Genomic DNA, 25,309 nt, shown 5'->3' with positions numbered 1-25,309 from the left:
ACACACGCCCGTTCCTGCCGGCAGAACCATGACCGAATTCGTGCTAACGCTGTTCAGTGCTGCACTGATCAACAACTTCGTGTTGCACTGGCCGCTGGGCGTCGATCCGCTGCTGGCGGGCGAGCGAAGCAAAGTGCATGCGCTGGGCCTGGCGACTGCCTGCCTGATGCTGGTCGTCGGCGTGATCGGCTACGCGCTCTGGCACTGGCTGCTGGTGCCGCTGCAACTGGAGGCGTTGCGTCTGTTCGTGTTCCTGCCGCTCAGCGTGCTGCTGATTGCGCCGTTGCTGAAACAGCTGGCGCGCTGGCTGCCGAACCTGCCCTTCGACGGTTTGTGGCCGCTGTTGCTGGGCAATGCCGGCGTGCTCGGGCTGACGCTGATGAATGCGCAGGCTGACAAGGGGCTGCCGCACGCACTGGCGCTGAGCCTTGGTGCCGGCCTGGGTTTCTGGCTGGTGTTGAGTCTGTTCAGCGACTTGCGTGAACGCACCGCCGACAACGATATTCCCCTGCCCTTTCGCGGCCTGCCGATCCAATTGATCGGCGCCGGATTGCTGGCCGTGGCTTTTCTCGGATTCAGTGGACTGATCAAAACATGAGTCTGATTCAACATATCGACGCCCTGCTGCCGCAGACCCAATGCGGCAAATGCGGCCATCCCGGGTGCAAGCCGTACGCCGAAGGGATCGCTGCCGGGGAACCGATCAACAAATGCCCGCCGGGTGGTGACGAAACCATCGATGCTCTGGCCGAGCTGCTGAAAATTCCGGTGCTGGAACTGGACATCAGTCGCGGTTCGGCACCGCCCCAGGTCGCCTACATCCGCGAGGCCGAGTGCATCGGCTGTACCAAGTGCATCCAGGCCTGCCCGATCGACGCCATTGTGGGCGCGGCCAAACTGATGCACACCGTACTCATCGACGAATGCACCGGTTGCGATCTGTGCGTGGCGCCCTGCCCGGTCGATTGCATCGAGATGCACCCGCTGCCGCCGGGCACATTGCCGGTGATCGGCGGCCTGCTCGGCAGCCTCGAAGACCAACAGGCCCGCACCGCCAAACGCAATCACGCCCGGCAACGCTTCGAACGGCGCAATACCCGGCTGCAACGGGAAGAACAGCAGAAACAGGCCGAGCGCGAGGCTCGAGCCAAGAAAACCGTACAGGTCGAAACCGCCACACTCGACCCGGTACAGGCCGCGCTGGAACGGGTGCGCGCACAGAAAGCCGCGACCGCCGACGCGGCATTGAAAAAAGCCAAAATCGATGTCGCGATGAGCCGCGCGCAGCTGCACAAATCGCTGAAAGCCTTCGGTCATCCGCCGACGTTCGACCAGCAAGCGCAATTGATTGTGCTGCAACAGCAATTCGACGCCGCCGAGCAGGCCCTGGAAAAACTGGAAAGCCAGGCTGTTCCCGGCCCCACTGCGGCGGCTCCGGCGCCGATAAAAGACGCCGAGCTGAAACGGGCAAAAATCCAGTTGGCGATGCGCCGTGCCGAATTGAAAAAGGCGCAGACGGCACAAGCTCCAGCGGAGCAACTCGCCGGCCTCGAACAGGCCTTGCGCGACGCTGAACAAGCCCTGCACGACGCGGAGGCGGCCAGCGATCAACCGCAACCCGACCTGGTACGTGTCGAAAAACGCCCGATCGACGCGCGTCTTCGTCAGTTGAAAACCGAATTGGCCTACGCCCGCGCCGACCTCAACAAACTCGAGCGACACGCCGACTCGGCCACCGAAGCACTGGAAAAAGCCCGCGCACGCCTGCAAGAGGCCGAACGCCAGGTACAAGCTCATGTCACCCCTTGAAAGCCGGGACGAGCGTCTGCAACAGGCAATGAAGCTGGTTTTGCTGGCGACGCTGCCGGGGTTGCTGGCCCTTTTCTGGTTTTACGGCTGGGGAGTGTTGATCAACTTGTTGCTATCGGTCGCCACCGCGCTGGCGGTCGAGGCCGCTGTGATTCATCTGCGTCGCCAGCCGCTGCGCCCGACGCTGACCGATGGCAGTGCCGTGGTCAGCGCCACGCTTCTGGCGGTGGCCCTGCCACCGTATTGCCCGTGGTGGCTGACGGTCACCGCGATCGCTTCGGGCTTGCTGCTCGGCAAGCATCTGTATGGCGGCGTCGGCAAAAACCCGTTCAATCCGGCGATGCTCGGCTTCGCCCTGGCGATGGTGTTGTTCCCACAGCCGATGACTCAATGGCCGGCCCACAGCATGGATTTGACCAGCGCCGTGCAGCAGGTTTTCAACCTGGGCCAGGCACCGGATGCCTGGGTTCAGGCCACAGCGCTGGACAGCCTGCGGATCAACAAGAGCCTGACCATCGACGAGTTGTTTGCCGGCAACCCGGCGTTCGGCCGCTTCGGCGGTCACGGGGTTGAATGGGTGAACCTCGCCTTTCTTGCCGGCGGGCTGCTGCTTCTGCAGCGTCGGGTGTTCGGCTGGCAGGCACCGGTCGGCATGCTCGCCAGCCTGTTCGTCGTCAGTCTGCTGTGCTGGAACGGCTCGGGGTCCGACTCCCACGGCTCACCCCTGTTTCACCTGCTGAGCGGCGCGACCATGCTCGGTGCATTTTTCATCATCACCGAACCGGTGTCCGGCGCCAAAAGCCCCCTCGCGCGCCTGTTGTTCGGCGTCGGCGTGGGTTGCCTGACGTACCTGATTCGCACCTGGGGCGGCTACCCTGACGGTGTGGCGTTCGCGGTGCTGTTGATGAACCTCTGCGTACCCGCCCTCGAGCGCTTCGCCAACCGTCGCCAGCAGCAGGTGACACCATGAACCGAACGGCGAGCGCACTGGCCATTTTGCTGTTGGCGGCGGCAGGCCTTGGTCTGACCTGGTTCGTGCAACGCAGCAGCGCACCGCAGATAGCCGCCGAACAACGCCTGATCGACAGCCGCAAGCTGCTCGACGTCCTGGCCTCCGACAGCTATGACAATCAGCCGCTGGAACAACCGCTGCCACTGGCCGCTGTCGATCTCGACCACAGCCGGTTGCTGGGCGGCTATCGGGCGACTCGCAACGGGCAGAGCGTCGCAGTCTTGTTGCGCAGCCAGACGCAAGGTTACTCCGGCACCATCGAGCTGTTGATTGCCATCGACCCCAACGGCCGGTTGCTTGGGGTGAAAACCCTCGCGCAATCCGAGACGCCGGCGCTGGGCGGTCATCTCGGTGACTGGCCGAATGCCTGGCTGCAACGGTTTACCGGCAAGTCGCGCACAGATCCCGCCGATGCGGGCTGGGCGCTGAAAAAGGATCAAGGACAATTCGATCAGATGGCTGGCGCGACCATCACTTCGCGAGCAGCCATCCATGCCATCCACGACGCGCTGCGCTATTTCGACGAACACCGGTCGATATTGCTGGGGAGCGGCACATGAAAAACCCGGCGACGCTGGTCAACTCACTGATGCTGGTCTTGCTGCTCGGTGCCACGGGATCGCTGCGGGATGCATTGGCAACGCTGTTGATGTTTACCGCCGTGATCGGCGCCTACGGCGTGAGCATGCGGCCGTTACGCTTGCGACTGACGCCTCAGAGCCTGTTGCTGGCCAGTGTGATTTTGGCCGCCACTCTGAGCAGTTGCTTCGCTATCCTCTTGCAGCGCTGGTCCTTGCCATGGCAGCAGAGCGTCGAGCTCTATATCGGCCTGCTCGCGTTGCAATGCGTCGTGCTGGAACATAACGGATTCTTCCGCCAAGCGCTGAGCACACGACTGAAGCGCTGCGTACAATTTGCCGGCTTGCTGGTGCTACTGGCCTTGTTGCGCGAATCGATCGGTCACGGCAGCATCGGTCGTCATCTCTCCGAACACTGGCAGGGCCTGGTGTTGTTCAGCGCAGGCTTGCCGCTGGCGACGATAACTGCCGGTGGTTTCATTCTGCTGGGATTGCTGCTCGCCGCTTGCCAGGCCTGGACTCGCCCTACCGCTCCCTCCAAGGAATCGCCTCACCCATGAATGCCGCAAAACGTCTGGAAATTTTCCGCAGGCTCCATGAAGACAACCCGGAACCGAAGACCGAGCTGGCGTATTCCTCGCCTTTCGAACTGTTGATTGCGGTGATTCTTTCGGCGCAATCGACCGACGTCGGAGTCAACAAGGCGACGGCCAAACTGTTTCCGGTGGCCAACACGCCGTCGGCGATTCACGCATTGGGTGTCGAGGGTTTGTCGGAGTACATCAAGACCATCGGCCTCTATAACAGCAAAGCCAAGAATGTCATCGAGACTTGCCGCTTGCTGGTCGAGCGTCATGACAGCGAAGTCCCGCAGACCCGCGAAGAACTCGAAGCGCTGCCGGGCGTCGGCCGAAAAACCGCCAACGTGGTGCTCAACACCGCTTTCCGACAACTGACCATGGCGGTCGACACGCATATTTTTCGGGTCAGCAATCGCACCGGCATCGCGCCGGGGAAAAACGTGGTCGAGGTGGAAAACAAGCTGATGAAGTTTGTGCCCAAGGAATACCTGCTCGATTCCCATCACTGGCTGATTCTTCACGGCCGCTACGTGTGCCTGGCGCGCAAGCCACGCTGCGGTAGCTGTCGGATCGAGGACTTGTGCGAGTACAAACACAAAACCTCGGACGATTGATCGGTTATTACCTTTATTGATTGTTCGATTGAAAAAATCTTTTTTACCACTCGCTGGAATATCGATATAAGAAGCGCCAAAGGCAGTCTCAGCCTGGAGTTGACTTTATGAGTACCAGCAAAGAGCAATTGGAAGCAGATGATGACTTCACCACCACGGATGCCGATGACGCCGAACCCGTGGTCGAAGTCGCCAAGACCAACCTGAGCAAGCGCCGCACCATCGACAACCTGCTGGAGGAGCGCCGACTGCAAAAGCAATTGGCCGATTACGATTTTGATCTTTGATATTTGAAAGCCTCCCGAAACGGAGGCTTTTTACTTTTCAGCGTGAACTGAATCCGATCAGCCCATGTGCCTGTCACGTCCCCCTCAGACCAACCCGTTGCGTTGCGCCAGTTCGATCAGATCCACCAGCGACCGTGCATTGAGCTTCAACAGCAGTCGGGTCTTGTAGGTGCTGACGGTTTTGTTGCTGAGAAACATGCCATCGGCGATTTCCTTGTTGGTCTTGCCCCGGGCCAGTTGCTGCAACACCATCATTTCGCGCCCGGAAAGCCGATCGACCATATCCGCTTCACTGGCATTCCCCAAACTGGTGCGCACCGTATGCAACGCCTGGTTCGGGAAATAGCTGTAACCCGACAATACGGCCTTGATCGCACTGAGCAACTCGGTCAGGTCCTGTTGCTTGCACACATAGCCTGCCGCCCCCGACTGCATGCAGCGCATGGAAAAATGCCCCGGCGCCTGGGAAGTCAACACCAGCACTTTCAATGGCATCGCCGTCGTGGTCAGGCGCGCAATAACTTCCAGACCGTCAAGTTTCGGAATTCCGATATCCAGAATGACGATATCCGGCATTTGTTCCCGGGCAAGTTGCAGTGCATCCACTCCGTTATCGGTTTCGGCAATGACTTCATAGCCATGACGTTCCATCAGCATACGTACCGCAAGACGAATGACGGGGTGATCATCCACGATCAGCACTTTATTCATGGGCAAGTCCAGTTTCGCTGTTCGAATTTTTAGAGCCAGCACAATAACGTAGTCATTTCGCCCATGGCATGCCGCTGCTTCGATCGACTTGCAGCAAGAGACATTCCCTACAGCCAACAAAGACTATTCCTACAAAAAAACGCACCTGTGCATAACACCGACAAAAAAGTCTGCGGTCTGGACGAGAATTTCCGGTCTTTTTTCCGCCATACGCATCCGACATACCCATACTTCGGGCAACTGTCAGCGACGAAATAACGCCTTGTCTGCGATGAGACTTCCAGCCCGGCAACTAAAAGCCTTGTCTGTAAATCCCGCGCTCCTTCCACAACGATATGAAACAACGCACCGCTATTCAGAACACAGTATTTGCGATAAACACTGAACCCAACTGCATAGACGCTTCCCCGACCATCAGCCGACAACTAACGAGATAACCCTATCGATGAGCCACGCCCATGCTGAAGATCAAAAAGAAAATTTCCAACCCGATGACTGTCATCGCCATATTCGCCGTCATCTCCGAAACCTCGGCCGCCGTTTCCCTGCCGTTCCTGGAGAATAAGGAGAGGGAAATATACGTCTGGTTCCTGATCAGCTTTCCGTTCTATTTGTTGTTCCTTTTCTTTATCACCCTGAATTTCAACTATCGATCCCTGTATTCACCTTCCGACTTTGAAAAGGACAAGAACTTTCTAAAGGCCAGAGAGCGCCAGGAACGCGACAACAAACGAAGTGGACCGTCGAACGCTCGTATGGGGCATGAAACTTACACTGCAACGGATCCACCGGACAGACTTGCAGCAGCAATCAACCTGATCGTCCAGCACCATATTCATTTGCCTGAATCAATGCACAACCTGCAAATAATAGATATTCGTCAACTGGACTTTAAATTCGACCTTGCAAGCATTCTGGAAAAAATCCGACACCCGACAAGGAGAAACTCCCGACTGGTGGTCATTATTTCCAATGACATGTCAGATAATTTACTCAAGGAAAACCTGATACGACACGCCAAAGACGCAAAGAAGAGCAACAATACAACTCACTGTATTATTTACAACACACGTTCATACGGAGTAACGATTGTCGGGCAGATATAACGAGCGGCCAAACCGGCGGCAGACAGACATTCATAAAAAAACGGCCATGTCCGAAGACATGGCCGTTTTTTCACTACCCGTTCCGAGGAATCAGAACAGCTTGCGGCCCTTGTTGGCAGCAATGCGCATGCGCAGCGCGTTGAGCTTGATGAAGCCCGCCGCGTCGGCCTGGTTGTAGGCGCCGCCGTCTTCTTCGAAGGTCGCGATGTTGGCGTCGAACAGCGAATCGTCGGACTTGCGGCCGGTCACGATCACGTTGCCCTTGTACAGCTTCAGGCGCACGACACCGTTCACGTTGACCTGGGAAGCGTCGATCATCTGTTGCAGCATCAGACGCTCAGGGCTCCACCAGTAGCCGGTGTAGATCAGGCTGGCGTACTTGGCCATCAACTCGTCTTTGAGGTGAGCGACTTCGCGGTCCAGAGTGATCGATTCGATGGCGCGGTGAGCGCGCAGCATGATGGTGCCGCCCGGGGTTTCGTAGCAGCCACGGGACTTCATGCCGACGTAACGGTTTTCAACGATGTCCAGACGGCCGATACCGTGGGCGCCGCCGATCTTGTTCAGGGTCGCCAGTACGGTGGCCGGTGTCATCTCGACGCCGTCCAGCGCAACGATGTCGCCGTTGCGGTAGGTCAGTTCCAGGTACTGCGCAGTGTCGGGAGCGTTCTCCGGGGAGACGGTCCAGCGCCACATGTCTTCTTCGTGCTCGGTCCAGGTGTCTTCCAGCACGCCGCCTTCATAGGAGATGTGCAGCAGGTTGGCATCCATCGAGTACGGGGACTTTTTCTTGCCGTGACGCTCGATCGGGATCGCGTGCTTCTCGGCGTAGTCCATCAGCTTCTCGCGGGACAGCAGGTCCCACTCGCGCCATGGAGCAATCACTTTCACGCCTGGCTTGAGCGCGTAGGCACCCAGCTCGAAACGCACCTGGTCGTTGCCCTTGCCGGTGGCGCCGTGGGAAATGGCGTCGGCGCCGGTTTCGTTGGCGATTTCGATCAGACGCTTGGCGATCAGCGGACGCGCGATGGAAGTGCCCAGCAGGTACTCGCCTTCGTAAACGGTGTTGGCGCGAAACATCGGGAACACGAAGTCACGCACGAATTCTTCGCGCAGGTCGTCGATGTAGATTTCTTTGACGCCCATGGCCTGAGCCTTGGCGCGAGCCGGCTCGACCTCTTCGCCCTGACCCAGGTCAGCGGTGAAGGTCACCACTTCACAGTTATAAGTATCCTGCAGCCACTTGAGGATCACCGAAGTGTCCAGGCCGCCGGAATACGCCAGAACGACCTTGTTTACGTCCGCCATGCCATCACTCCACGGGGTTCTACGGAAAGCCGAGGAGTCTACCGCTCCGACGCGATAATTTACAGAGGGGCGACAGCTTAAGACGACAAAGCGACAGAATCTGTCGAGGGCGCGACGATGACCGCCGGGTCAGGAAGTCGTCGCCGCCGTGGCCGGCGTACTGGCCTGAGGCGCCGGAGCCGCGGCCGGCGCCACCCGCGTCAGATGCACGTTGACCCGGCGGTTCTTCGCCCGGTTCGCGGCATTGGTGTTCGGCACCAGCGGATAGCGCTCACCGTGGAAACGCACGGTGATCTGCGATTCCTGAATGCCGTTGGCCTTGAAGAAGTCGACCACCGCCAGCGCGCGACGGCGCGACAGCTCACGGTTGGTCAGGCGATTGCCGCTGTTGTCCGAGTGACCGTCGAGTTCGATGTGATTGACCGTCGGATCGGCCTTCATGTATTCGAGCATCACCTGCAACTTGGCTCGTGCGGCGGCATCCAGCTCGATGCCCTCGCCGGGGAAACCGATCTGCGACTGTTTGACCTGATCGAAATTCTGCGGCAACAGTTTCGCCACGCAGGTCTGATAGTCGTTGAACGCCTTGCTGAACTTGACCGGCAACAGGCGCACTTCCGACACCCGGCCATCGCCCGCCGCGTGACGCACCACCGGGCTGCGACCATCCATCAGACCGCTGATAAGCTGGCCGGCCTGGGCTTGCGAGCTGTTGAACAGCACATTGCCGCTACCCAGCCGAACCGTGCCCAGATTGAGGTCACCGCGTCCCGGCTGCCACGGCGCGGCCGCCGCCAGCAAGGTCGCCGAACCGCCGCCGAGCATCGCGTTGTAAGCGTTCAGGCGGAATGTCGCCTGTTCACCGGCCTTACGCACGAACTGGCCCGAGCCGAAATCAGTGATCGGCTGCGTCAGGCGGCATTCGAACTTATCGCCTTCGACCGTCCACTCAATGTTCTCCAGACGGGTCTGGTAGGTCAGTGCCATCGCGGGAAGGCTGGCAAACACACTGAGCAAGGCTAAATAACGCTGGCGCACGGGAGGCTCCATTGGCTTCTACAACAAAAAGACCGATACATACATTTACGGCATACCTATGGGATATCGGACGCTCGTCGCAAAACTTGATAGCGAGTGCCTGCAAGAGTCTTTTCCGGTAGGATTCGCCTCAGTTTGACCCGCCTGGAATCCCCTCATGTCCGACCGCCTGACCCTGCTGCGTCCCGACGACTGGCACATTCATCTTCGCGATGGTGCCGTGTTGACCAATACCGTTGCGGATGTCGCGCGCACCTTTGGTCGCGCAATCATCATGCCCAACCTGGTTCCGCCAGTGCGCAACGCCGCTGAAGCCGACGGCTATCGCCAGCGGATTCTCGCTGCCCGCCCGGCCGGCAGTCGTTTCGAACCGCTGATGGTGCTGTACCTCACCGACCGTACCCAGCCCGAAGAAATTCGTGAAGCCAAGGCCAGCGGTTTTGTCCACGCGGCCAAGCTGTATCCGGCCGGCGCCACCACCAACTCCGATTCCGGGGTCACCAGCATCGACAAGATTTTCCCGGCGCTGGAAGCCATGGCCGAAGTCGGCATGCCGCTGTTGATCCACGGTGAAGTCACCCGTGGCGACGTCGACGTGTTCGACCGCGAGAAAATCTTCATCGACGAACACATGCGCCGTGTCGTCGAGCGCTTCCCGACGCTCAAGGTGGTGTTCGAACACATCACCACCGGCGACGCCGTGCAGTTCGTCAACGAGGCTTCGGCCAACGTCGGCGCGACCATCACCGCGCATCATCTGCTCTACAACCGCAACCACATGCTGGTTGGCGGGATCCGCCCGCACTTCTATTGCCTGCCGATCCTCAAGCGCAACACCCATCAGGAAGCCCTGCTCGATGCCGCCACCAGTGGCAGCGCGAAGTTCTTCCTGGGCACCGATTCGGCACCGCACGCCCAGCACGCCAAGGAAGCCGCCTGCGGCTGTGCCGGCTGCTACACCGCGTACGCTGCCATCGAGCTATATGCCGAAGCGTTCGAACAGCGCAATGCGCTGGACAAACTCGAAGCGTTCGCCAGCCTCAACGGCCCGCGTTTCTACGGCCTGCCGGCCAACACCGACCGCATCACCCTGGTTCGTGACGAATGGACCGCCCCGAGCAGCCTGCCCTTCGGCGAGCTGACCGTCATCCCGCTGCGCGCCGGTGAAAAACTGCGCTGGCGCCTGCTGGAGGAACACGCGTGAGTGAAGACCATTTCGACGATGAACTGGACGGTCAAGGGGGTGGCGGCGGTTCCCGTCACCCGATGGCAGCGCGCTTTCGCGGTTACCTGCCGGTCGTCGTCGACGTAGAAACCGGTGGCTTCAATTCGGCCACCGACGCGTTGCTGGAGATTGCCGCGACCACCATCGCCATGGATGAAAAGGGTTTCGTCTACCCGGATCACACCTACTTCTTCCGTGTCGAGCCGTTCGAAGGCGCCAACATCGAAGCCGCCGCGCTGGAGTTCACCGGGATCAAACTCGATCACCCGCTGCGCATGGCGGTCAGTGAAGAAACGGCGCTGACCGACATCTTCCGTGGCGTGCGCAAGGCTCTGAAGGCCAACGGCTGCAAGCGGGCGATCCTGGTCGGGCACAACAGCAGTTTCGATCTGGGCTTCCTCAATGCCGCCGTCGCGCGGCTGGACATGAAGCGCAACCCGTTCCATCCGTTCTCCAGCTTCGACACCGCGACCCTCGCCGGCCTGGCGTACGGCCAGACGGTACTGGCGAAAGCCTGTCAGGCAGCGGGCATCGATTTCGACGGTCGGGAAGCGCACTCCGCGCGTTACGACACCGAAAAGACCGCCGAGCTGTTCTGCGGCATCGTCAACCGCTGGAAACAGATGGGCGGCTGGGAAGATTTCGACGACTGATTTCCCGCGCGCATAAAAAAACCGGCCACATGGGCCGGTTTTTTTATGCCTTGAAGCGCATGCCTTACAGGGCAGCGGCGTTCTCGGTCAGGTAAGCCGCAACGCCTTCTGGCGAAGCGTTCATGCCTTTGTCGCCTTTTTTCCAGTTGGCAGGGCAGACTTCGCCGTGCTCTTCGTGGAATTGCAGAGCGTCGACCAGACGGATCAGCTCTTCCATGTTACGGCCCAGCGGCAGGTCGTTGATGATCTGCGAGCGGACAACACCCTTGTCGTCGATCAGGAACGCGCCACGGAAAGCCACGCCGCCTTCGGACTCAACGTCGTAGGCCTTGGCGATTTCGTGCTTCATGTCAGCAGCCATGGTGTATTTCACCTGGCCGATGCCGCCGTTGTTGACCGGGGTGTTGCGCCAGGCGTTGTGGGTGAAGTGCGAGTCGATCGACACAGCGACCACTTCAACGTTGCGAGCCTTGAAGTCAGCCATGCGGTTGTCCAGAGCGATCAGCTCGGACGGGCAGACGAAGGTGAAGTCCAGCGGGTAGAAGAACACCAGGCCGTATTTGCCTTTGATGGCCGAGGACAGGGTGAAGCTGTCAACGATCTCGCCATTGCCGAGTACGGCCGGGACGGTGAAGTCAGGGGCTTGTTTGCCTACGAGTACGCTCATTGATATCTCCTGGTGTAAAAACTTGAAGTTCAAGGTTCGGGCCAGCCTGCCACCCTCAGGCGACAGCCCTGTGACACGAACCCTCTTCGCAAGGGGCGACCATCATACACTGCGCGTTTGGCCTGTCCTCAAAGGTTTTTTGCCCGACCCGGATCATGCCCCTGCATTTACGGGGCCGGGCAAATCGCCATTAATCACCGTTCGTCAGTCACCGGTCACTCATTCAAAAAGGGCCGGGAAAGCACTTTGACAATCATTCTCGTTAACATTAAGATCCATCGCAATTGAGCCACAACCAGCGACGGTTCTTCCTTATGTATGTTTGCCTCTGCACTGGCGTCACCGACGGACAAATCCGCGATGCGATCTATGAAGGTTGCTGCAGCTACAAAGAAGTCCGTCAGGCCACCGGCGTAGCCAGCCAATGCGGCAAATGTGCCTGCCTGGCGAAGGAAGTGGTTCGCGAAACCCTGACCAAGCTGCAAACCGCCCAGGCCGCGATCCCTTACCCGGCAGAATTTACTGCCGCGTAACTAGCCCCCATTTCAAAGAACCGGACTTATGTCCGGTTTTTTTATGCCTTTAAATCAATCGCTTAGCGTCTAGACGCAGAACACAAACATTCTTATTCCGATTAATTTTCATATATTATTCAATAACTTAGGTTTGACACTTATAAATACGAAGCTCAAACTCTGCCTTATATACGGCTACTTAGGGCAGGACTCCCATCATGAAAGGCGACGTTACAGTCATCCAGCATCTCAACAAGATCCTTGCCAATGAGCTGGTCGCGATCAATCAGTACTTCCTGCATGCGCGCATGTATGAAGACTGGGGCCTGAACAAGCTGGGCAAGCACGAGTACCACGAGTCCATCGACGAGATGAAACACGCGGACAAGCTGATCAAGCGCATCCTGTTCCTCGAGGGCCTGCCGAACGTGCAGGATCTGGGCAAGCTGCACATCGGCGAACACACCAAGGAAATGCTGGAGTGCGACCTGCGTATCGAGAAGACCGGCCACGCTGACCTGAAAGCCGCGATCGCGCATTGCGAATCCGTTGGCGACTTCGGCAGCCGTGAACTGCTCGAAGACATTCTCGAATCCGAAGAAGAACATATCGACTGGCTGGAAACCCAGCTGGGCCTGATCGATAAAGTCGGTCTTGAGAATTATCTGCAATCGCAGATGGGCGAAGAGTAAGTTAGCGCCCGAGACTCCAGACACTAAAAAGCCCCGCCCTCTTGTGAGAGGCGGGGCTTTTTATTGCCCGGATTTCAGCATTCAGCGAAATCCAGTGCGGGAACGGGCTTGCCCGCTCCGCACTTTTGGCATCAGGCGTCGGTCTTGGCCGCAGCAGCCTTGGCGGATGCTTCCTTGACCAGGGTCTGCAGCTCACCGTTGGCAAACATTTCAGCCATGATGTCGCTGCCACCGACCAGTTCACCGCCGACCCACAGTTGCGGGAAAGTCGGCCAGTTGGCGTACTTCGGCAGGTTGGCGCGGATTTCCGGGTTCTGCAGGATGTCGACGTAGGCGAACTTCTCGCCACAGCCCATCACGGCCTGCGCAGCTTTCGCGGAGAAGCCACACTGCGGGGCATTCGGCGAGCCTTTCATGTAAAGCAGAATGGTGTTGTTGGCAATCTGCTCTTTAATCGTTTCGATGATATCCATGGAGCACCTCGGCTGAACTTTCCGACTCATGGGTCGGCACGGTGGCGCATTGTAACGGAATCCCGAGCGCCCTGCTCGGTCTCCCCGACGGACTTGTTCAAGCCGCCGCCACCGTGACCGGCACGCCATTCAACGCCGCGTTGCCCGACAGCTCATCGAGCTGACAATCGTCAGTCAGATCGTTGGCGCTGGAGCCGGGCTGGCCACTGGCAATCGCCATCTGCACCCCGGGCCGCGCGTGGCCCCAACCATGCGGCAGACTGACCACGCCTTTCATCATGTCCGCACTGCCCAGCACTTCCACTTCAATCTGCCCGACCCGCGAACTGACGCGCACCAACTGACCATCGCTGAGCCCGCGACTGGCAAGGTCATCCGGGTGCATCAGCAACTGATGGCGCGGCTTGCCCTTCACCAGCCGATGATAGTTGTGCATCCACGAATTGTTGCTGCGCACATGCCGGCGACCGATCATCAGCAGCTCATCGGCGGCCGGCGCCTGCAACGCAGCAAAGCGCGCCAGGTCAGCGAGAATCGCGGCGGGAGCCGCCTGCACCCGTTGATTGTCGGTCTTCAGGCGTGGTGCGAGATTAGGCTTGAGCGCGCCCAGATCGATCCCGTGGGGATGATCGAACAGTGTCGCCAGCGACAACTTCTGCTCGGATGCATCGCCATAGCGGCCCATGCGCAGCCCCATGTCGATCATTTTGGCCGGCGGCAGGGTCGGTTTCAGCTCCTTGCCGGTTTTTTCGGCAAAGGCCTTGGCCAGGCCGACAAAAATCTCCCAGTCATGCAGCGCGCCTTGCGGCTTGGCAAGAATCGCGCGGTTGAAACGGGTGACGTTACGCACCGCGAACAGATTGAACGTGGTGTCGTAGTGATCGTTTTCCAAAGCCGAGGTGGACGGCAGGATCAGGTCGGCATAACGGGTGGTTTCATTGATGTACAGATCGATGCTGACCATGAACTCCAGACCGTCCAGCGCCTGCTCCAACTGGCGGCCATTGGGTGTGGACAGCACCGGATTGCCGGCGACGGTGATCAGCGCGCGAATCTGCCCTTCGCCTTCGGTGAGCATCTCTTCAGCCAGCGCCGAAACCGGCAGTTCGCCGCCGTATTCAGGGCGCCCGGAGACACGGCTTTGCCATTTGTTGAAATGGCCGCCGGAAGTGGTCGCCACCAGATCCACCGCAGGCTCGGTACACAGCGCACCGCCGACGCGGTCGAGGTTGCCGGTCACCAGGTTGATCAATTGCACCACCCAATGACACAAGGTGCCGAAAGCCTGGGTCGAAACCCCCATACGTCCGTAACACACGGCGCTCGGCGCGGCGGCGAAGTCCCGGGCCAGCTGGCGGATCTGCTCGGCGGGCACCGCACACAACGGGCTCATGGCCTCGGCGGTGAAGTTCGCCACCGCTGCGCGCACCTCGTCCAGGCCATCCACCGGCAGGTGGCTGTCACGGGTCAGGCCTTCGCTGAACAACGTGTTGAGCACCCCGAACAACAACGCGGCGTCGCCACCGGGGCGCACGAACAGATGCTGGTCGGCCATCGCCGCCGTCTCGCTGCGTCGTGGATCGACCACCACCACTTTGCCGCCCCGGGCCTGAATCGCCTTCAGGCGCTTCTCGACATCCGGCACGGTCATGATGCTGCCGTTGGACGCCAGCGGATTGCCGCCGAGAATCAGCATGAAGTCGGTGTGGTCGATGTCCGGGATCGGCAGCAGCAAGCCGTGGCCGTACATCAAGTGACTGGTCAGGTGATGGGGCAACTGATCGACCGACGTCGCCGAGTAGCGATTGCGGGTTTTCAACAGGCCGAGAAAGTAGTTGCTGTGGGTCATCAGCCCGTAGTTATGCACGCTCGGGTTGCCCTGATACACGGCGACCGCGTTCTGCCCATGCCGCTCCTGAATCGCCGCCAGCCGCTCGGCCACCAGGGCAAACGCTTCGTCCCACTCGATGGGCAACCATTCGCCGCCGACCCGGCGCATCGGCTGGCGCAGGCGATCCGGATCGTTCTGGATGTCTTGCAGGGCCACGGCCTTGGGGCAAATGTGCCCGCGACTGAAACTGTCCTGGGCATCGCCCTTGATCGAGGTGATCGCAACAACGCCGTCGGTGTCGGTGGTTTCGATGGTCAAGCCGCAGATGGCTTCACACAGGTGGCAGGCACGGTGGTGGAGAGTCTTGGTCATGGCCAGTCTCTGTCTTGTTCTGGGCAGGCAATGACGCCTGCGGGAACAAAACTATGGCCCGAGTCCGGGTAGCGCGCCAGCCACGTTCGTCTTGTGAATCGGCGTCCATCAGGCACGCCGATAACCCGCCGCGATCAGTTCGGCGGCAGCAGTGGCGGGGGTGCCTGCAACTGGATTTCCTGGATGGTTTCGACCTGCTCATGGGCGATATCGACACCGGTGAGCTCGCCGATCAGTCGCCAGTGCTCGTCGAGCCCGGCGCTGATGGTCGCCATGCGATCGATCATCTGGCGGCTCGCGGCCTTGACCACGTCGTCGTTGCTGCGCAACAGCTCGAACGACATCGAGGTGACCGAGGCGGTGAGATGGGTCAGTGAGCGTGCCGTGTGGCCCAGCAGTTCCATGAGTAGTTTTTCTTTCGATTCCATGCGGAGGCTTCCTGCGTCGCTCGTGCGTTAGTTATAACCCAGCACTTTGCATTAGCAAATGTTTCAGCCGGGACATCCGACCAAGCGGGTTCACGTCCGGGTGGTCGCAAACCGACGCACCCTGCTCCATACCCGTCGCCACGGATTGCCAAGCCCCGCGACAGCGGTGTACAAATGGTTCGCGACTGCCGCAAAACCGGCTTCAAAGGCGGGTTTGCAATCTTCAGTCACCCCTCCGGATACCGCAAGAACCGTAGCCTATTGGAAAAACGCGACATTTAGTGTCAATATCGCGCCTCCCCCTATTTCGTCGCCCCGTGCGGCTTACGCCGCAGGTCTCGCCCGTTGTTCCGAAAAACAAGGCTTTGAGCATCTGCGGTTTGTAGCAAAAAGGTAGTCAATGATGAGCGCAAGGCACTTTCTCTCCCTGATGGATTGCACGCCCGAAGAGCTGGTCAGCGTGATCCGTCGAGGCGTTGAGCTCAAGGACCTGCGTAACCGCGGCGTACTGTTCGAGCCTCTGAAAAACCGCGTCCTGGGGATGATCTTCGAGAAATCCTCGACCCGTACCCGGATTTCTTTCGAGGCGGGCATGATCCAGCTCGGCGGCCAGGCGATCTTCCTTTCGCCGCGTGACACCCAACTGGGCCGTGGCGAGCCGATCGGCGACTGCGCCATCGTCATGTCGAGCATGCTCGATGCGGTGATGATCCGTACCTTTGCCCACAGCACCCTCACCGAATTTGCCGCCAACTCCCGCGTGCCGGTCATCAACGGCCTGTCCGACGATCTGCACCCGTGCCAGTTGCTGGCCGACATGCAGACATTCCTTGAGCATCGCGGCTCGATCCAGGGCAAGACCGTGGCCTGGATCGGCGACGGCAACAACATGTGCAACAGCTATATAGAAGCGGCGATCCAGTTCGACTTCCAGTTGCGCGTCGCCTGTCCGGAAGGCTACGAGCCAAACCCTGAATTCGTCGCCAAGGCCGGCGATCGCGTGACCATCGTCCGCGATCCGCAGGACGCCGTGCGCGGCGCGCATCTGGTGAGCACCGATGTCTGGACCTCCATGGGCCAGGAAGAGGAAACCGCCAAGCGTCTCAAGCTGTTCGCCCCGTTCCAGGTCAACCGCGCCCTGCTCGACCTGGCCGCCGAGGACGTGCTGTTCATGCACTGCCTGCCCGCCCACCGTGGCGAAGAAATCAGCCTCGACCTGCTCGATGACCCGCGCTCCGTCGCCTGGGATCAGGCAGAAAACCGTCTCCACGCACAAAAGGCCCTGCTCGAATTTCTCGTCGAGCCGGCGTATCACCACGCATGAGTCACGAATTACTGCTTAACCTGCGCAACCTCGCTTGCGGCTATCAGGATCAACGTGTGGTGCAGAACCTCAATCTGCACCTCAACGCCGGCGACATCGGCTGCCTGCTCGGCTCATCCGGTTGCGGCAAGACCACCACCCTGCGCGCCATCGCCGGTTTCGAACCGGTGCATGAAGGGGAAATCCAGCTCGGCGGTGAAACCATCTCCAGCGCCGGCTTCACCCTGGCACCGGAAAAACGCCGGATCGGCATGGTGTTCCAGGACTACGCACTGTTCCCGCACCTGAGCGTCGCGGACAACATCGCCTTCGGCATTCGCAAGCATCCGGACAAGGATCGCGTCACCGAAGAGCTGCTGGAACTGGTCAACCTGAAAAACCTCGGCAAGCGCTTCCCCCACGAGTTGTCCGGTGGCCAGCAGCAACGTGTCGCCCTCGCCCGCGCCCTGGCGCCGGAGCCGCAATTGCTGCTGCTCGACGAACCTTTCTCCAACCTCGATGGCGAACTGCGGCGCAAGCTCAGCCATGAAGTGCGCGACATCCTCAAGGCCCGTGGCACCAGTGCGATTCTGGTGACCCACGACCAGGAAGAAGCCTTCGCCGTCAGCGATCACGTTGGCGTGTTCAAGGAGGGTCGGCTGGAGCAGTGGGATACGCCGTACAACCTCTATCACGAACCGGCGACGCCTTTTGTCGCCAGTTTCATTGGTCAGGGTTATTTCATTCGCGGCCAGCTCGGCAGCCCGGAATCGGTGCAGACCGAGCTCGGCGAACTGCGCGGCAACCGTGCCTACACCTGGCCCATCGGTGGCGCGGTGGATGTGCTGCTGCGCCCGGACGACATCGTCTACGCGCCGGACAGTGCACTCAAGGCGCGGATCGTCGGCAAGACCTTCCTCGGCGCATCGACCCTGTATCGCCTGCAACTGCCGACCGGTGCACAGCTGGAATCGATCTTCCCGAGCCATGCCGATCATCAGGTCGGGGCAGATGTAGGCATTCGTGTTGCGGCGGAACATCTGGTGCTGTTCCAGGCATCCGGCAGCACGGCGGCGCAGATCCCGGCGGTGGAGAATGGCGTGCGCCGCTACAGCGCAGCCCTTTGAAACAGATACAACCTGTAGGAGCGGGCCCGCTCCCACAGGTTTGTTTGCCTCAAGCCAGATTCAGCGTGCCGCTCGCCACGAGCGTCGCGTTACCGCCGATCTTCACCCGATCACCCTCCAGCCGACAGAACAACTCTCCGCCCCGCGCCGAACGCTGGCAGGCGGTCAGAGTGGTTTTATCCAGGCGCTTCGACCAGTAAGGGATCAGGCTGCAATGGGTCGAGCCGGTGACCGGGTCTTCATTGATGCCAATTGCCGGAGCGAAATAGCGTGAGACGAAATCATGCTGATTTCCGCGCGCGGTGACGATGGCGCCCAGCCACGGCAATTTTGCCAGCGCAACCATGTCCGGCTGGCAATCGAGCACGGCCTGCTCCGACTCCAGCACCACGAACAGTTCGTTGGAGCTGAGAACGTCCACCGCCTGAACGTTCAACGCCCGCTCGATTTCCACGGTGACGCCTTTTTCCACCGCTTCGATGGCCGGGAAGTCCAGCCACAACAGATTGCCCTCACGAGTGACGCTCAACGGCCCGGACTTGCAGGTGAAGTCCAGACGCTCAGCGGTTTCCTTGTAGACCTCGAACAACACATAGGCGCTGGCCAGCGTCGCGTGACCGCACAACGGCACTTCGGTGGTCGGGGTGAACCAGCGGATATGCCAGGCCTGCCCTTCGCGCACCAGAAACGCGGTTTCCGCCAGATTGTGCTCGGCGGCGATTTTCTGCATCAGCTCATCCGCCAGCCAGGCGTCGAGCCGATAAACCATTGCCGGATTACCACTGAACGGCCGATCGCTGAAAGCATCGACCTGATGAAATTCGAGCTGCATAAACATCTCCCTGTGTCAGTCGACAGAGCATGCAGCGCCGACCGGCTCAGCGCCAGTGACAGTGCCGGGCAATTTTCTTCATACAGATCAGGTGGATCTCAGACCCGGCCGATGTCGGCGAACTTCGCCTGGGTATGTTCGGCCAGCACCCCGGGCGCCAGCTCTACCTCCAGCCCCCGGCGACCGGCGCTGACATAAATGGTCGCAAAGGGTTGCGCGGAATTGTCGATGAAGGTGCGCAGACGCTTCTTCTGCCCCAACGGGCTGATGCCGCCCAGCAGATAACCGGTAGAACGCTGAGCGGCGGCCGGGTCGGCCATTTCCACTTTTTTCACCCCGGCGGCGTGGGCCAGCCCCTTGAGGTCGAGCGTTCCGACGACCGGCACCACCGCCACCAGCAACTCGCCTTTTTCACTGGCCGCCAGCAGGGTCTTGAACACCTGCGACGGATCCAGTCCGAGCTTCTCCGCCGCCTCCAGCCCATACGACGCGGCCTTCGGGTCATGTTCGTAACTGTGCACGCGATGTTCGGCACGAACTTTTTTCAACAAGTCCAACGCAGGGGTCATGGCAGCTCCAGGCTCGGCAATGGCGGAAAAATCCTGCGCCGGATTCTAGGTCATCGCCGAGCAAAAGGCTCTACTGCGCGCCACGTTTCCCGTGGCCTGCAGGCAAAAAGCGCGGCACGGGCGCCGATGGCCGGCACGATCATTCACATGACTGATAGTTTAATTGTGACCAATGGTTCACTTTCGACCTTTGACAGCTTTGTTTCTTGTCTATATTTTTTCGAATCTGAATAATGCAAGAATCATCGTCACCGCAACACCCAGCAGCAGACCGGGAACAGGATGGGGATCCTGCCCCGGGGAAAATCGCGCCTTGCCCTCTCGGCAAATGCGCCAGACAAGAAAAAAAACCGAGGTTTTCAATGACAACTGCGTTACAGCAACCATCGCTCTCGAGCCAGTGCCTGGCCGAGTTTCTGGGTACTGCACTCCTGATCTTTTTCGGTACTGGCTGCGTCGCCGCGCTCAAGGTCGCGGGGGCCAGTTTCGGTCTGTGGGAAATCAGCATCATCTGGGGTGTCGGCGTGAGCATGGCGATCTACCTCACCGCCGGAGTTTCCGGCGCGCACCTGAACCCTGCCGTCAGCATCGCCCTGAGCATTTTCGCCGACTTCGAAAAGCGCAAACTGCCGTTCTACATCCTCGCCCAGGTGGCTGGCGCCTTCTGCGGCGCGCTGCTGGTCTACACGCTGTACAGCAATCTGTTCTTCGATTTCGAACAGGCTCACCACATGATTCGCGGCACCCAAGCCAGCCTCGAACTGGCGTCGGTGTTCTCCACCTTCCCGAACCCTGCGCTGTCGACCGAGCAAGCGTTTCTGGTTGAAGTCATCATCACCGCGATCCTGATGGGCGTGATCATGTCCCTGACCGATGACAACAACGGTCTGCCGAAAGGCCCGCTGGCACCGCTGCTGATCGGCCTGCTGATCGCGGTGATCGGCAGCTCGATGGGTCCGCTGACCGGTTTCGCGATGAACCCGGCCCGGGACTTCGGCCCGAAACTGATGACTTTCTTCGCCGGCTGGGGTGAAATTTCCCTCACTGGCGCACGGGACATTCCCTACTTCCTGATTCCGATTTTTGCACCGATTGTCGGTGCCTGCCTCGGCGCTGCCGGGTATCGCGGGCTGATTGCCCGTCACCTGACCGGCGCCACACCTGCTACAAAGGATGCAGAACCGGCCATTGACGGCAAACCAAGAACCTCTTGAAACAGTCGGCGCTGGCTCCTGCCCTTATCGAGCCTGCGCCCCGGCCCACTCTCCCTTTTTTCGTCCAAGGCAATCGACATGACCGACACTCAGAACAAGAACTACATCATTGCCCTCGATCAGGGTACGACCAGCTCCCGCGCGATCATTTTCGACCGCGACGCGAACGTGGTCTGCACCGCACAACGCGAATTCGCCCAGCATTACCCACAGGCCGGTTGGGTCGAACACGACCCGATGGAAATCTTCGCCACCCAGAGCGCGGTGATGGTCGAAGCCCTGGCCCAGGCTGGCCTGCATCACGATCAGGTCGCCGCCATCGGCATCACCAACCAGCGCGAAACCACCGTGGTCTGGGACAAGACCACCGGCCGCCCGGTGTACAACGCCATCGTCTGGCAGTGCCGCCGCAGCACCGAGATCTGCCAGCAACTCAAGCGTGATGGCCACGAGCAATACATCAGCGACACCACCGGCCTGGTCACCGACCCGTACTTCTCCGGCACCAAACTGAAGTGGATCCTGGACAACGTCGAAGGCAGCCGCGAGCGTGCACGCAACGGCGAACTGCTGTTCGGCACCGTGGATAGCTGGCTGATCTGGAAATTCACCGGCGGCAAGGTTCACGTCACCGACTACACCAACGCCTCGCGCACCATGCTCTTCAACATCCACACGCTGGAGTGGGACGCGAAGATGCTGGAGCTGCTGGACATCCCGCGCGAAATGCTTCCAGAAGTCAAAGCCTCCTCGGAAATCTACGGCCGTACCAAGAGCGGCATCGCCATCGGCGGTATCGCCGGCGACCAGCAGGCAGCGCTGTTCGGCCAGATGTGCGTCGAGCCGGGTCAGGCAAAAAACACCTACGGCACCGGTTGCTTCCTGCTGATGAACACCGGCGACAAAGCGGTGAAATCCCGACACGGCATGCTCACCACCATCGCGTGCGGCCCGCGCGGCGAAGTGGCCTACGCCCTGGAAGGCGCAGTGTTCAACGGCGGCTCCACCGTGCAATGGCTGCGTGATGAACTGAAGATCATCAACGACGCCCACGACACCGAATACTTCGCCAACAAGGTCAAGGACAGCAACGGCGTGTACCTGGTGCCGGCCTTCACCGGCCTGGGCGCTCCGTACTGGGACCCGTACGCCCGTGGCGCGCTGTTCGGCCTGACGCGTGGCGTGCGCGTGGATCACATCATTCGCGCCGCGCTGGAGTCGATCGCCTACCAGACCCGCGACGTGCTCGACGCCATGCAGCAGGATTCCGGCGAACGCCTCAAGGCCCTGCGCGTGGACGGCGGTGCGGTGGCGAACAACTTCCTCATGCAGTTCCAGGCCGACATCCTCGGCACTCAGGTGGAGCGTCCGAAAATGCGCGAAACCACCGCCCTCGGCGCCGCCTACCTGGCCGGCCTGGCGTGCGGTTTCTGGGGCAGCCTGGAAGAACTGCGCGACAAGGCCGTGATCGAGCGCGAGTTCGAACCAGGCCTGGAAGAAGTCGAGAAGGAGAAGCTCTACAAAGGCTGGAAAAAAGCCGTCAGCCGTACCCGTGACTGGGCGCGCGAAGACGCTGAATAAGCCAGACTGAAGACAGACTAAGGTCGGAAACTGGTCGGGAGGTGATTCCTGCGGCATCATGGGCAAATTTTGCACGGCAGCCCAAAGGAAGCCCCATGAATCTGCCTCCCCGTCAGCAGCAAATCCTCGAGCTGGTCCGCGAACGCGGCTACGTCAGCATCGAGGAAATGGCCACGCTGTTCGTTGTTACCCCGCAGACCATCCGCCGCGATATCAATCAGCTTGCGGAAGCCAATCTGCTGCGCCGCTACCATGGCGGCGCGGCTTACGATTCCAGCGTCGAAAACACTGCCTATGCGATGCGCGCCGATCAGATGCGCGATGAAAAGCAACGCATCGGCGAAGCCATCGCCGCGCAGATTCCCGATCACGCCTCGCTGTTCATCAACATCGGCACCACCACCGAATCGATTGCCCGCGCCCTGCTCAATCACAGCCATCTGAAAATCATCACCAACAACCTGCACGTCGCCTCGATGCTCAGCGCCAAGGATGATTTCGATGTGCTGCTGACCGGCGGCAACGTGCGCCGCGACGGTGGCGTGGTGGGTCAGGCGAGTGTGGACTTCATCAATCAGTTCAAGGTCGACTTTGCCTTGGTTGGCATCAGCGGCATTGACGAGGACGGCAGCCTGCTCGACTTCGATTATCAGGAAGTGCGGGTGTCCCAGGCGATCATCGCCAACGCACGTCAGGTAATCCTGGCGGCGGACTCCAGCAAGTTCGGCCGTAACGCAATGATTCGCCTGGGGCCGATCAGCCTGATCGATTGCCTGGTAACCGATCAGCAACCGGTGCCGGCACTGGCGCAATTGCTGAGCCAGCACAAGATTCGTCTCGAAGTCGTTTGACCTCCCTGCGGCGTCTGCAATGACGCCTTCGCGGGCAAGCCCGCTCCCACAGTCATTGAGCTTTGTAAGCGCCATCAGACCCTGTGGGAGCAACTGTCTTGTCCATGCCATTCGGCCGCCTTCGTGGGCAAGCCCACTCCCACAGAAAAGCACCGAATTTCAATGTGGGAGCGGGCTTGCCCGCGAAAGCGTCCGCACAATCTCCCCACCTCTCGCGCTCTTACGCGCATTTCATGTTCGATAATTTTCCTTTAACCGTCTTTCGATGAGTTTTTTCAATCGAAGTCGACTGGCTGCGCGCGTCTTTATCGGCTACCATTTTCGCAAATGAACATTCATGTTCGATTTCCAAACAGAAAATCAAAAGAGCCCGAGGCCAGCCGATGCCCACTTCTACCTTGCCTACGCCCCCTCTCTCCGAGGTCTACGATATCGCCGTGATCGGCGGCGGGATCAATGGCGTGGGGATCGCAGCGGATGCCGCCGGTCGCGGTCTTTCGGTGTTCCTTTGCGAAAAGGATGACCTCGCCAGCCACACCTCGTCGGCCAGCAGCAAGCTGATTCACGGCGGCCTGCGTTATCTCGAACATTACGAATTCCGTCTGGTGCGCGAAGCGCTGGCCGAGCGTGAAGTGCTGCTGGCCAAGGCGCCGCACATCGTCAAGCCCATGCGCTTCGTGCTGCCGCACCGCCCGCACCTGCGTCCGGCGTGGATGATTCGTGCCGGCCTGTTCCTGTATGACCACCTCGGCAAGCGCGAAAAACTTGCTGGCTCACGCAGCCTGAAGTTCGGCGCCGACAGCGCACTGAAAAGCGAAATCAGCAAAGGCTTCGAATACGCCGACTGCTGGGTCGATGACGCCCGCCTCGTGGTACTCAACGCCATGGCCGCCCGCGAAAAAGGCGCGCACATCCACACCCAGACCCGTTGCGTCAGCGCCCGCCGCACCAAGGGCCTGTGGCACCTGCATCTGGAACGCGCCGACGGCAGCCTGTTTTCGATCCGCGCCAAGGCGCTGGTGAATGCCGCCGGCCCGTGGGTCGCCAAGTTCATCCGTGACGACCTGAAGATGGAATCGCCGTACGGCATCCGTCTGATCCAGGGCAGCCACATCATCGTGCCGAAGCTGTATGAAGGCGATCACGCGCACATCCTGCAAAACGAAGATCAGCGCATCGTTTTCACCATTCCGTACCTGAACAACCTGACGCTGATCGGCACCACCGATCGCGAGTACACCGGCGATCCGGCGAAAGTCGCAATCACCGACGGCGAAACCGATTACCTGATCAAAGTGGTCAACGCCCACTTCAAGAAGCAGATCAGCCGCGACGACATCCTGCACACTTATTCGGGCGTACGTCCGCTGTGCAACGATGAGTCCGACAACCCGTCCGCCGTGACCCGCGACTACACCCTGGCGCTGTCCGGCAGCACCGAAGAGGCGCCGCTGCTGTCGGTGTTCGGCGGCAAGCTGACCACCTACCGCAAACTCGCCGAATCGGCGATGGCGCAACTGATGCCGTTCTTCACCCAGATGCGCCCGAGCTGGACTGCCACCGCCACCCTGCCCGGCGGCGAAGACATGACCACCCCGCAGGCCCTGTGCGCGCAGATCCGCGACAAGTTCGACTGGGTGCCGACCGAAATCGCCCGTCGCTGGGCCACCACCTACGGCAGCCGCACCTGGCGCATGCTCGAAGGCGTGGACAGCCTCGCCGACATGGGCGAACACATCGGCGGCGGTCTCTACACCCGTGAAGTCGATTACCTGTGCGCCGAAGAGTGGGCCACCACGGCGCACGACATTCTGTGGCGCCGCAGCAAACTGGGACTGTTCACCACCCCGGCCGAGCAGGAAAAACTGGCGGCGTACCTGAGCAAGGTCGAGCAGAAGCGCAGCAAGATCGAAGCGGCCTGATCTTCAGGCT

27 protein-coding genes are annotated in these 25,309 nt (G+C 60.1%); 18 read left to right on the top strand and 9 right to left on the bottom strand.

The window, feature by feature from the left end:
- Positions 1-28 precede the first annotated feature (28 nt).
- The 7 genes from N8H74_RS10650 (at position 29) to N8H74_RS10620 (ending at position 4,881) form a co-directional block, all read left to right on the top strand.
- Positions 29-598 (top strand): Rnf-Nqr domain containing protein, encoded by a 570-nt coding sequence (locus tag N8H74_RS10650; RefSeq protein ID WP_262147433.1) that lies wholly within the window; start codon positions 29-31, stop codon positions 596-598.
- Positions 595-1,809 carry an electron transport complex subunit RsxB gene (gene rsxB / locus N8H74_RS10645; RefSeq protein ID WP_262147432.1) on the top strand — a complete coding sequence of 405 codons (1,215 nt, stop codon included), beginning with the start codon at positions 595-597 and terminating at the stop codon, positions 1,807-1,809. Before N8H74_RS10650 ends, rsxB begins: the two co-directional genes overlap by 4 nt.
- Entirely contained in the window at positions 1,796-2,779 is a 984-nt protein-coding gene (locus tag N8H74_RS10640) for an RnfABCDGE type electron transport complex subunit D (RefSeq protein ID WP_262147430.1), read from the top strand. The genes rsxB and N8H74_RS10640 overlap by 14 nt, the downstream gene beginning before the upstream one ends.
- The gene (locus tag N8H74_RS10635; protein ID WP_262147428.1) at positions 2,776-3,381 is read left to right on the top strand and encodes an RnfABCDGE type electron transport complex subunit G; all 606 of its coding nucleotides are present in this window, start codon (positions 2,776-2,778) and stop codon (positions 3,379-3,381) included. Before N8H74_RS10640 ends, N8H74_RS10635 begins: the two co-directional genes overlap by 4 nt.
- Positions 3,378-3,959 (top strand): Rnf-Nqr domain containing protein, encoded by a 582-nt coding sequence (locus N8H74_RS10630; RefSeq protein ID WP_262147426.1) that lies wholly within the window; start codon positions 3,378-3,380, stop codon positions 3,957-3,959. Before N8H74_RS10635 ends, N8H74_RS10630 begins: the two co-directional genes overlap by 4 nt.
- Complete coding sequence (gene nth / locus N8H74_RS10625; protein WP_217833774.1) at positions 3,956-4,594, top strand: endonuclease III; 639 nt, start codon at positions 3,956-3,958, stop codon at positions 4,592-4,594. Before N8H74_RS10630 ends, nth begins: the two co-directional genes overlap by 4 nt.
- A gap of 107 nt (positions 4,595-4,701) precedes the next feature.
- A complete protein-coding gene (locus N8H74_RS10620) occupies positions 4,702-4,881 on the top strand; it encodes a hypothetical protein (protein ID WP_217833773.1) in 180 nt (59 codons plus the stop codon).
- Between the two features lie 84 nt (positions 4,882-4,965).
- Here the strand turns inward: N8H74_RS10620 and N8H74_RS10615 are convergent, their stop codons facing one another.
- Positions 4,966-5,592 carry a response regulator transcription factor gene (locus tag N8H74_RS10615; RefSeq protein ID WP_217833772.1) on the bottom strand — a complete coding sequence of 209 codons (627 nt, stop codon included), beginning with the start codon at positions 5,590-5,592 and terminating at the stop codon, positions 4,966-4,968.
- Between the two features lie 458 nt (positions 5,593-6,050).
- Here N8H74_RS10615 and N8H74_RS10610 point away from each other — a divergent pair, with 458 nt between their 5' ends.
- Positions 6,051-6,698, top strand: coding sequence for a hypothetical protein (locus N8H74_RS10610; protein ID WP_217833771.1), 648 nt, complete (start codon positions 6,051-6,053; stop codon positions 6,696-6,698).
- Positions 6,699-6,788: 90 nt separating this feature from the next.
- Here the strand turns inward: N8H74_RS10610 and N8H74_RS10605 are convergent, their stop codons facing one another.
- Together N8H74_RS10605 and N8H74_RS10600 are read right to left on the bottom strand one after the other, a co-directional pair.
- On the bottom strand, positions 6,789-8,006 hold the full coding sequence (locus N8H74_RS10605) for an argininosuccinate synthase (protein WP_262147423.1): 1,218 nt from the start codon (positions 8,004-8,006) through the stop codon (positions 6,789-6,791).
- A gap of 129 nt (positions 8,007-8,135) precedes the next feature.
- A complete protein-coding gene (locus N8H74_RS10600; protein WP_217833769.1) occupies positions 8,136-9,044 on the bottom strand; it encodes an OmpA family protein in 909 nt (302 codons plus the stop codon).
- Between the two features lie 157 nt (positions 9,045-9,201).
- On the opposite strand from N8H74_RS10600, the gene pyrC reads away from it, so the two are divergent.
- On the top strand, positions 9,202-10,248 hold the full coding sequence (gene pyrC, locus N8H74_RS10595; protein WP_217833768.1) for a dihydroorotase: 1,047 nt from the start codon (positions 9,202-9,204) through the stop codon (positions 10,246-10,248).
- Entirely contained in the window at positions 10,245-10,922 is a 678-nt protein-coding gene (gene rnt / locus N8H74_RS10590) for a ribonuclease T (protein WP_262147421.1), read from the top strand. The genes pyrC and rnt overlap by 4 nt, the downstream gene beginning before the upstream one ends.
- Before the next feature lie 64 nt (positions 10,923-10,986).
- On the opposite strand, the gene N8H74_RS10585 is transcribed toward rnt, so the two are convergent.
- Positions 10,987-11,589, bottom strand: a complete 603-nt coding sequence (locus N8H74_RS10585) for a peroxiredoxin (RefSeq protein ID WP_007963972.1) — start codon at positions 11,587-11,589, stop codon at positions 10,987-10,989.
- A gap of 314 nt (positions 11,590-11,903) precedes the next feature.
- On the opposite strand from N8H74_RS10585, the gene N8H74_RS10580 reads away from it, so the two are divergent.
- The gene (locus N8H74_RS10580; RefSeq protein WP_093226494.1) at positions 11,904-12,122 is read left to right on the top strand and encodes a bacterioferritin-associated ferredoxin; all 219 of its coding nucleotides are present in this window, start codon (positions 11,904-11,906) and stop codon (positions 12,120-12,122) included.
- Between the two features lie 200 nt (positions 12,123-12,322).
- Positions 12,323-12,796, top strand: coding sequence for a bacterioferritin (gene bfr / locus N8H74_RS10575; RefSeq protein WP_217833766.1), 474 nt, complete (start codon positions 12,323-12,325; stop codon positions 12,794-12,796).
- Positions 12,797-12,927: 131 nt separating this feature from the next.
- On the opposite strand, the gene grxD is transcribed toward bfr, so the two are convergent.
- The 3 genes from grxD to N8H74_RS10560 all read right to left on the bottom strand — a co-directional run bounded on the left by grxD (position 12,928) and on the right by N8H74_RS10560 (position 15,900).
- Complete coding sequence (gene grxD, locus N8H74_RS10570) at positions 12,928-13,269, bottom strand: Grx4 family monothiol glutaredoxin (RefSeq protein ID WP_217833765.1); 342 nt, start codon at positions 13,267-13,269, stop codon at positions 12,928-12,930.
- A gap of 97 nt (positions 13,270-13,366) precedes the next feature.
- Positions 13,367-15,472, bottom strand: a complete 2,106-nt coding sequence (locus N8H74_RS10565) for a molybdopterin oxidoreductase family protein (RefSeq protein ID WP_262147416.1) — start codon at positions 15,470-15,472, stop codon at positions 13,367-13,369.
- 134 nt (positions 15,473-15,606) lie between these two features.
- Positions 15,607-15,900 carry a hypothetical protein gene (locus tag N8H74_RS10560; protein WP_217833763.1) on the bottom strand — a complete coding sequence of 98 codons (294 nt, stop codon included), beginning with the start codon at positions 15,898-15,900 and terminating at the stop codon, positions 15,607-15,609.
- Positions 15,901-16,303: 403 nt separating this feature from the next.
- On the opposite strand from N8H74_RS10560, the gene argF reads away from it, so the two are divergent.
- A complete protein-coding gene (argF, locus tag N8H74_RS10555; protein ID WP_045123046.1) occupies positions 16,304-17,224 on the top strand; it encodes an ornithine carbamoyltransferase in 921 nt (306 codons plus the stop codon).
- The gene (locus N8H74_RS10550; RefSeq protein ID WP_217833762.1) at positions 17,221-18,330 is read left to right on the top strand and encodes an ABC transporter ATP-binding protein; all 1,110 of its coding nucleotides are present in this window, start codon (positions 17,221-17,223) and stop codon (positions 18,328-18,330) included. The genes argF and N8H74_RS10550 overlap by 4 nt, the downstream gene beginning before the upstream one ends.
- Positions 18,331-18,379: 49 nt before the next feature.
- Here N8H74_RS10550 and N8H74_RS10545 read toward each other — a convergent pair whose 3' ends face one another.
- Positions 18,380-19,162, bottom strand: coding sequence for a PhzF family phenazine biosynthesis protein (locus N8H74_RS10545; RefSeq protein ID WP_262147412.1), 783 nt, complete (start codon positions 19,160-19,162; stop codon positions 18,380-18,382).
- Positions 19,163-19,260: 98 nt separating this feature from the next.
- A complete protein-coding gene (ybaK, locus tag N8H74_RS10540; protein ID WP_217833760.1) occupies positions 19,261-19,731 on the bottom strand; it encodes a Cys-tRNA(Pro) deacylase in 471 nt (156 codons plus the stop codon).
- 362 nt (positions 19,732-20,093) lie between these two features.
- Here ybaK and N8H74_RS10535 point away from each other — a divergent pair, with 362 nt between their 5' ends.
- From N8H74_RS10535 to glpD, 4 genes are all read left to right on the top strand, one after another.
- Complete coding sequence (locus N8H74_RS10535) at positions 20,094-20,945, top strand: MIP/aquaporin family protein (protein ID WP_262147410.1); 852 nt, start codon at positions 20,094-20,096, stop codon at positions 20,943-20,945.
- A gap of 78 nt (positions 20,946-21,023) precedes the next feature.
- Entirely contained in the window at positions 21,024-22,526 is a 1,503-nt protein-coding gene (gene glpK, locus N8H74_RS10530; RefSeq protein ID WP_217833758.1) for a glycerol kinase GlpK, read from the top strand.
- A gap of 95 nt (positions 22,527-22,621) precedes the next feature.
- On the top strand, positions 22,622-23,377 hold the full coding sequence (locus tag N8H74_RS10525) for a DeoR/GlpR family transcriptional regulator (protein ID WP_007953179.1): 756 nt from the start codon (positions 22,622-22,624) through the stop codon (positions 23,375-23,377).
- 383 nt (positions 23,378-23,760) lie between these two features.
- The gene (gene glpD / locus N8H74_RS10520) at positions 23,761-25,299 is read left to right on the top strand and encodes a glycerol-3-phosphate dehydrogenase (RefSeq protein ID WP_262147407.1); all 1,539 of its coding nucleotides are present in this window, start codon (positions 23,761-23,763) and stop codon (positions 25,297-25,299) included.
- Positions 25,300-25,309: the final 10 nt, after the last annotated feature.

The organism is Pseudomonas sp. B2M1-30, from assembly GCF_025447575.1.
Lineage (GTDB): Bacteria > Pseudomonadota > Gammaproteobacteria > Pseudomonadales > Pseudomonadaceae > Aquipseudomonas > Aquipseudomonas botevensis.
The sequence above is the reverse complement of the archived record's forward strand: the minus strand, read 5'-3'. Positions and strand labels throughout refer to the sequence as shown.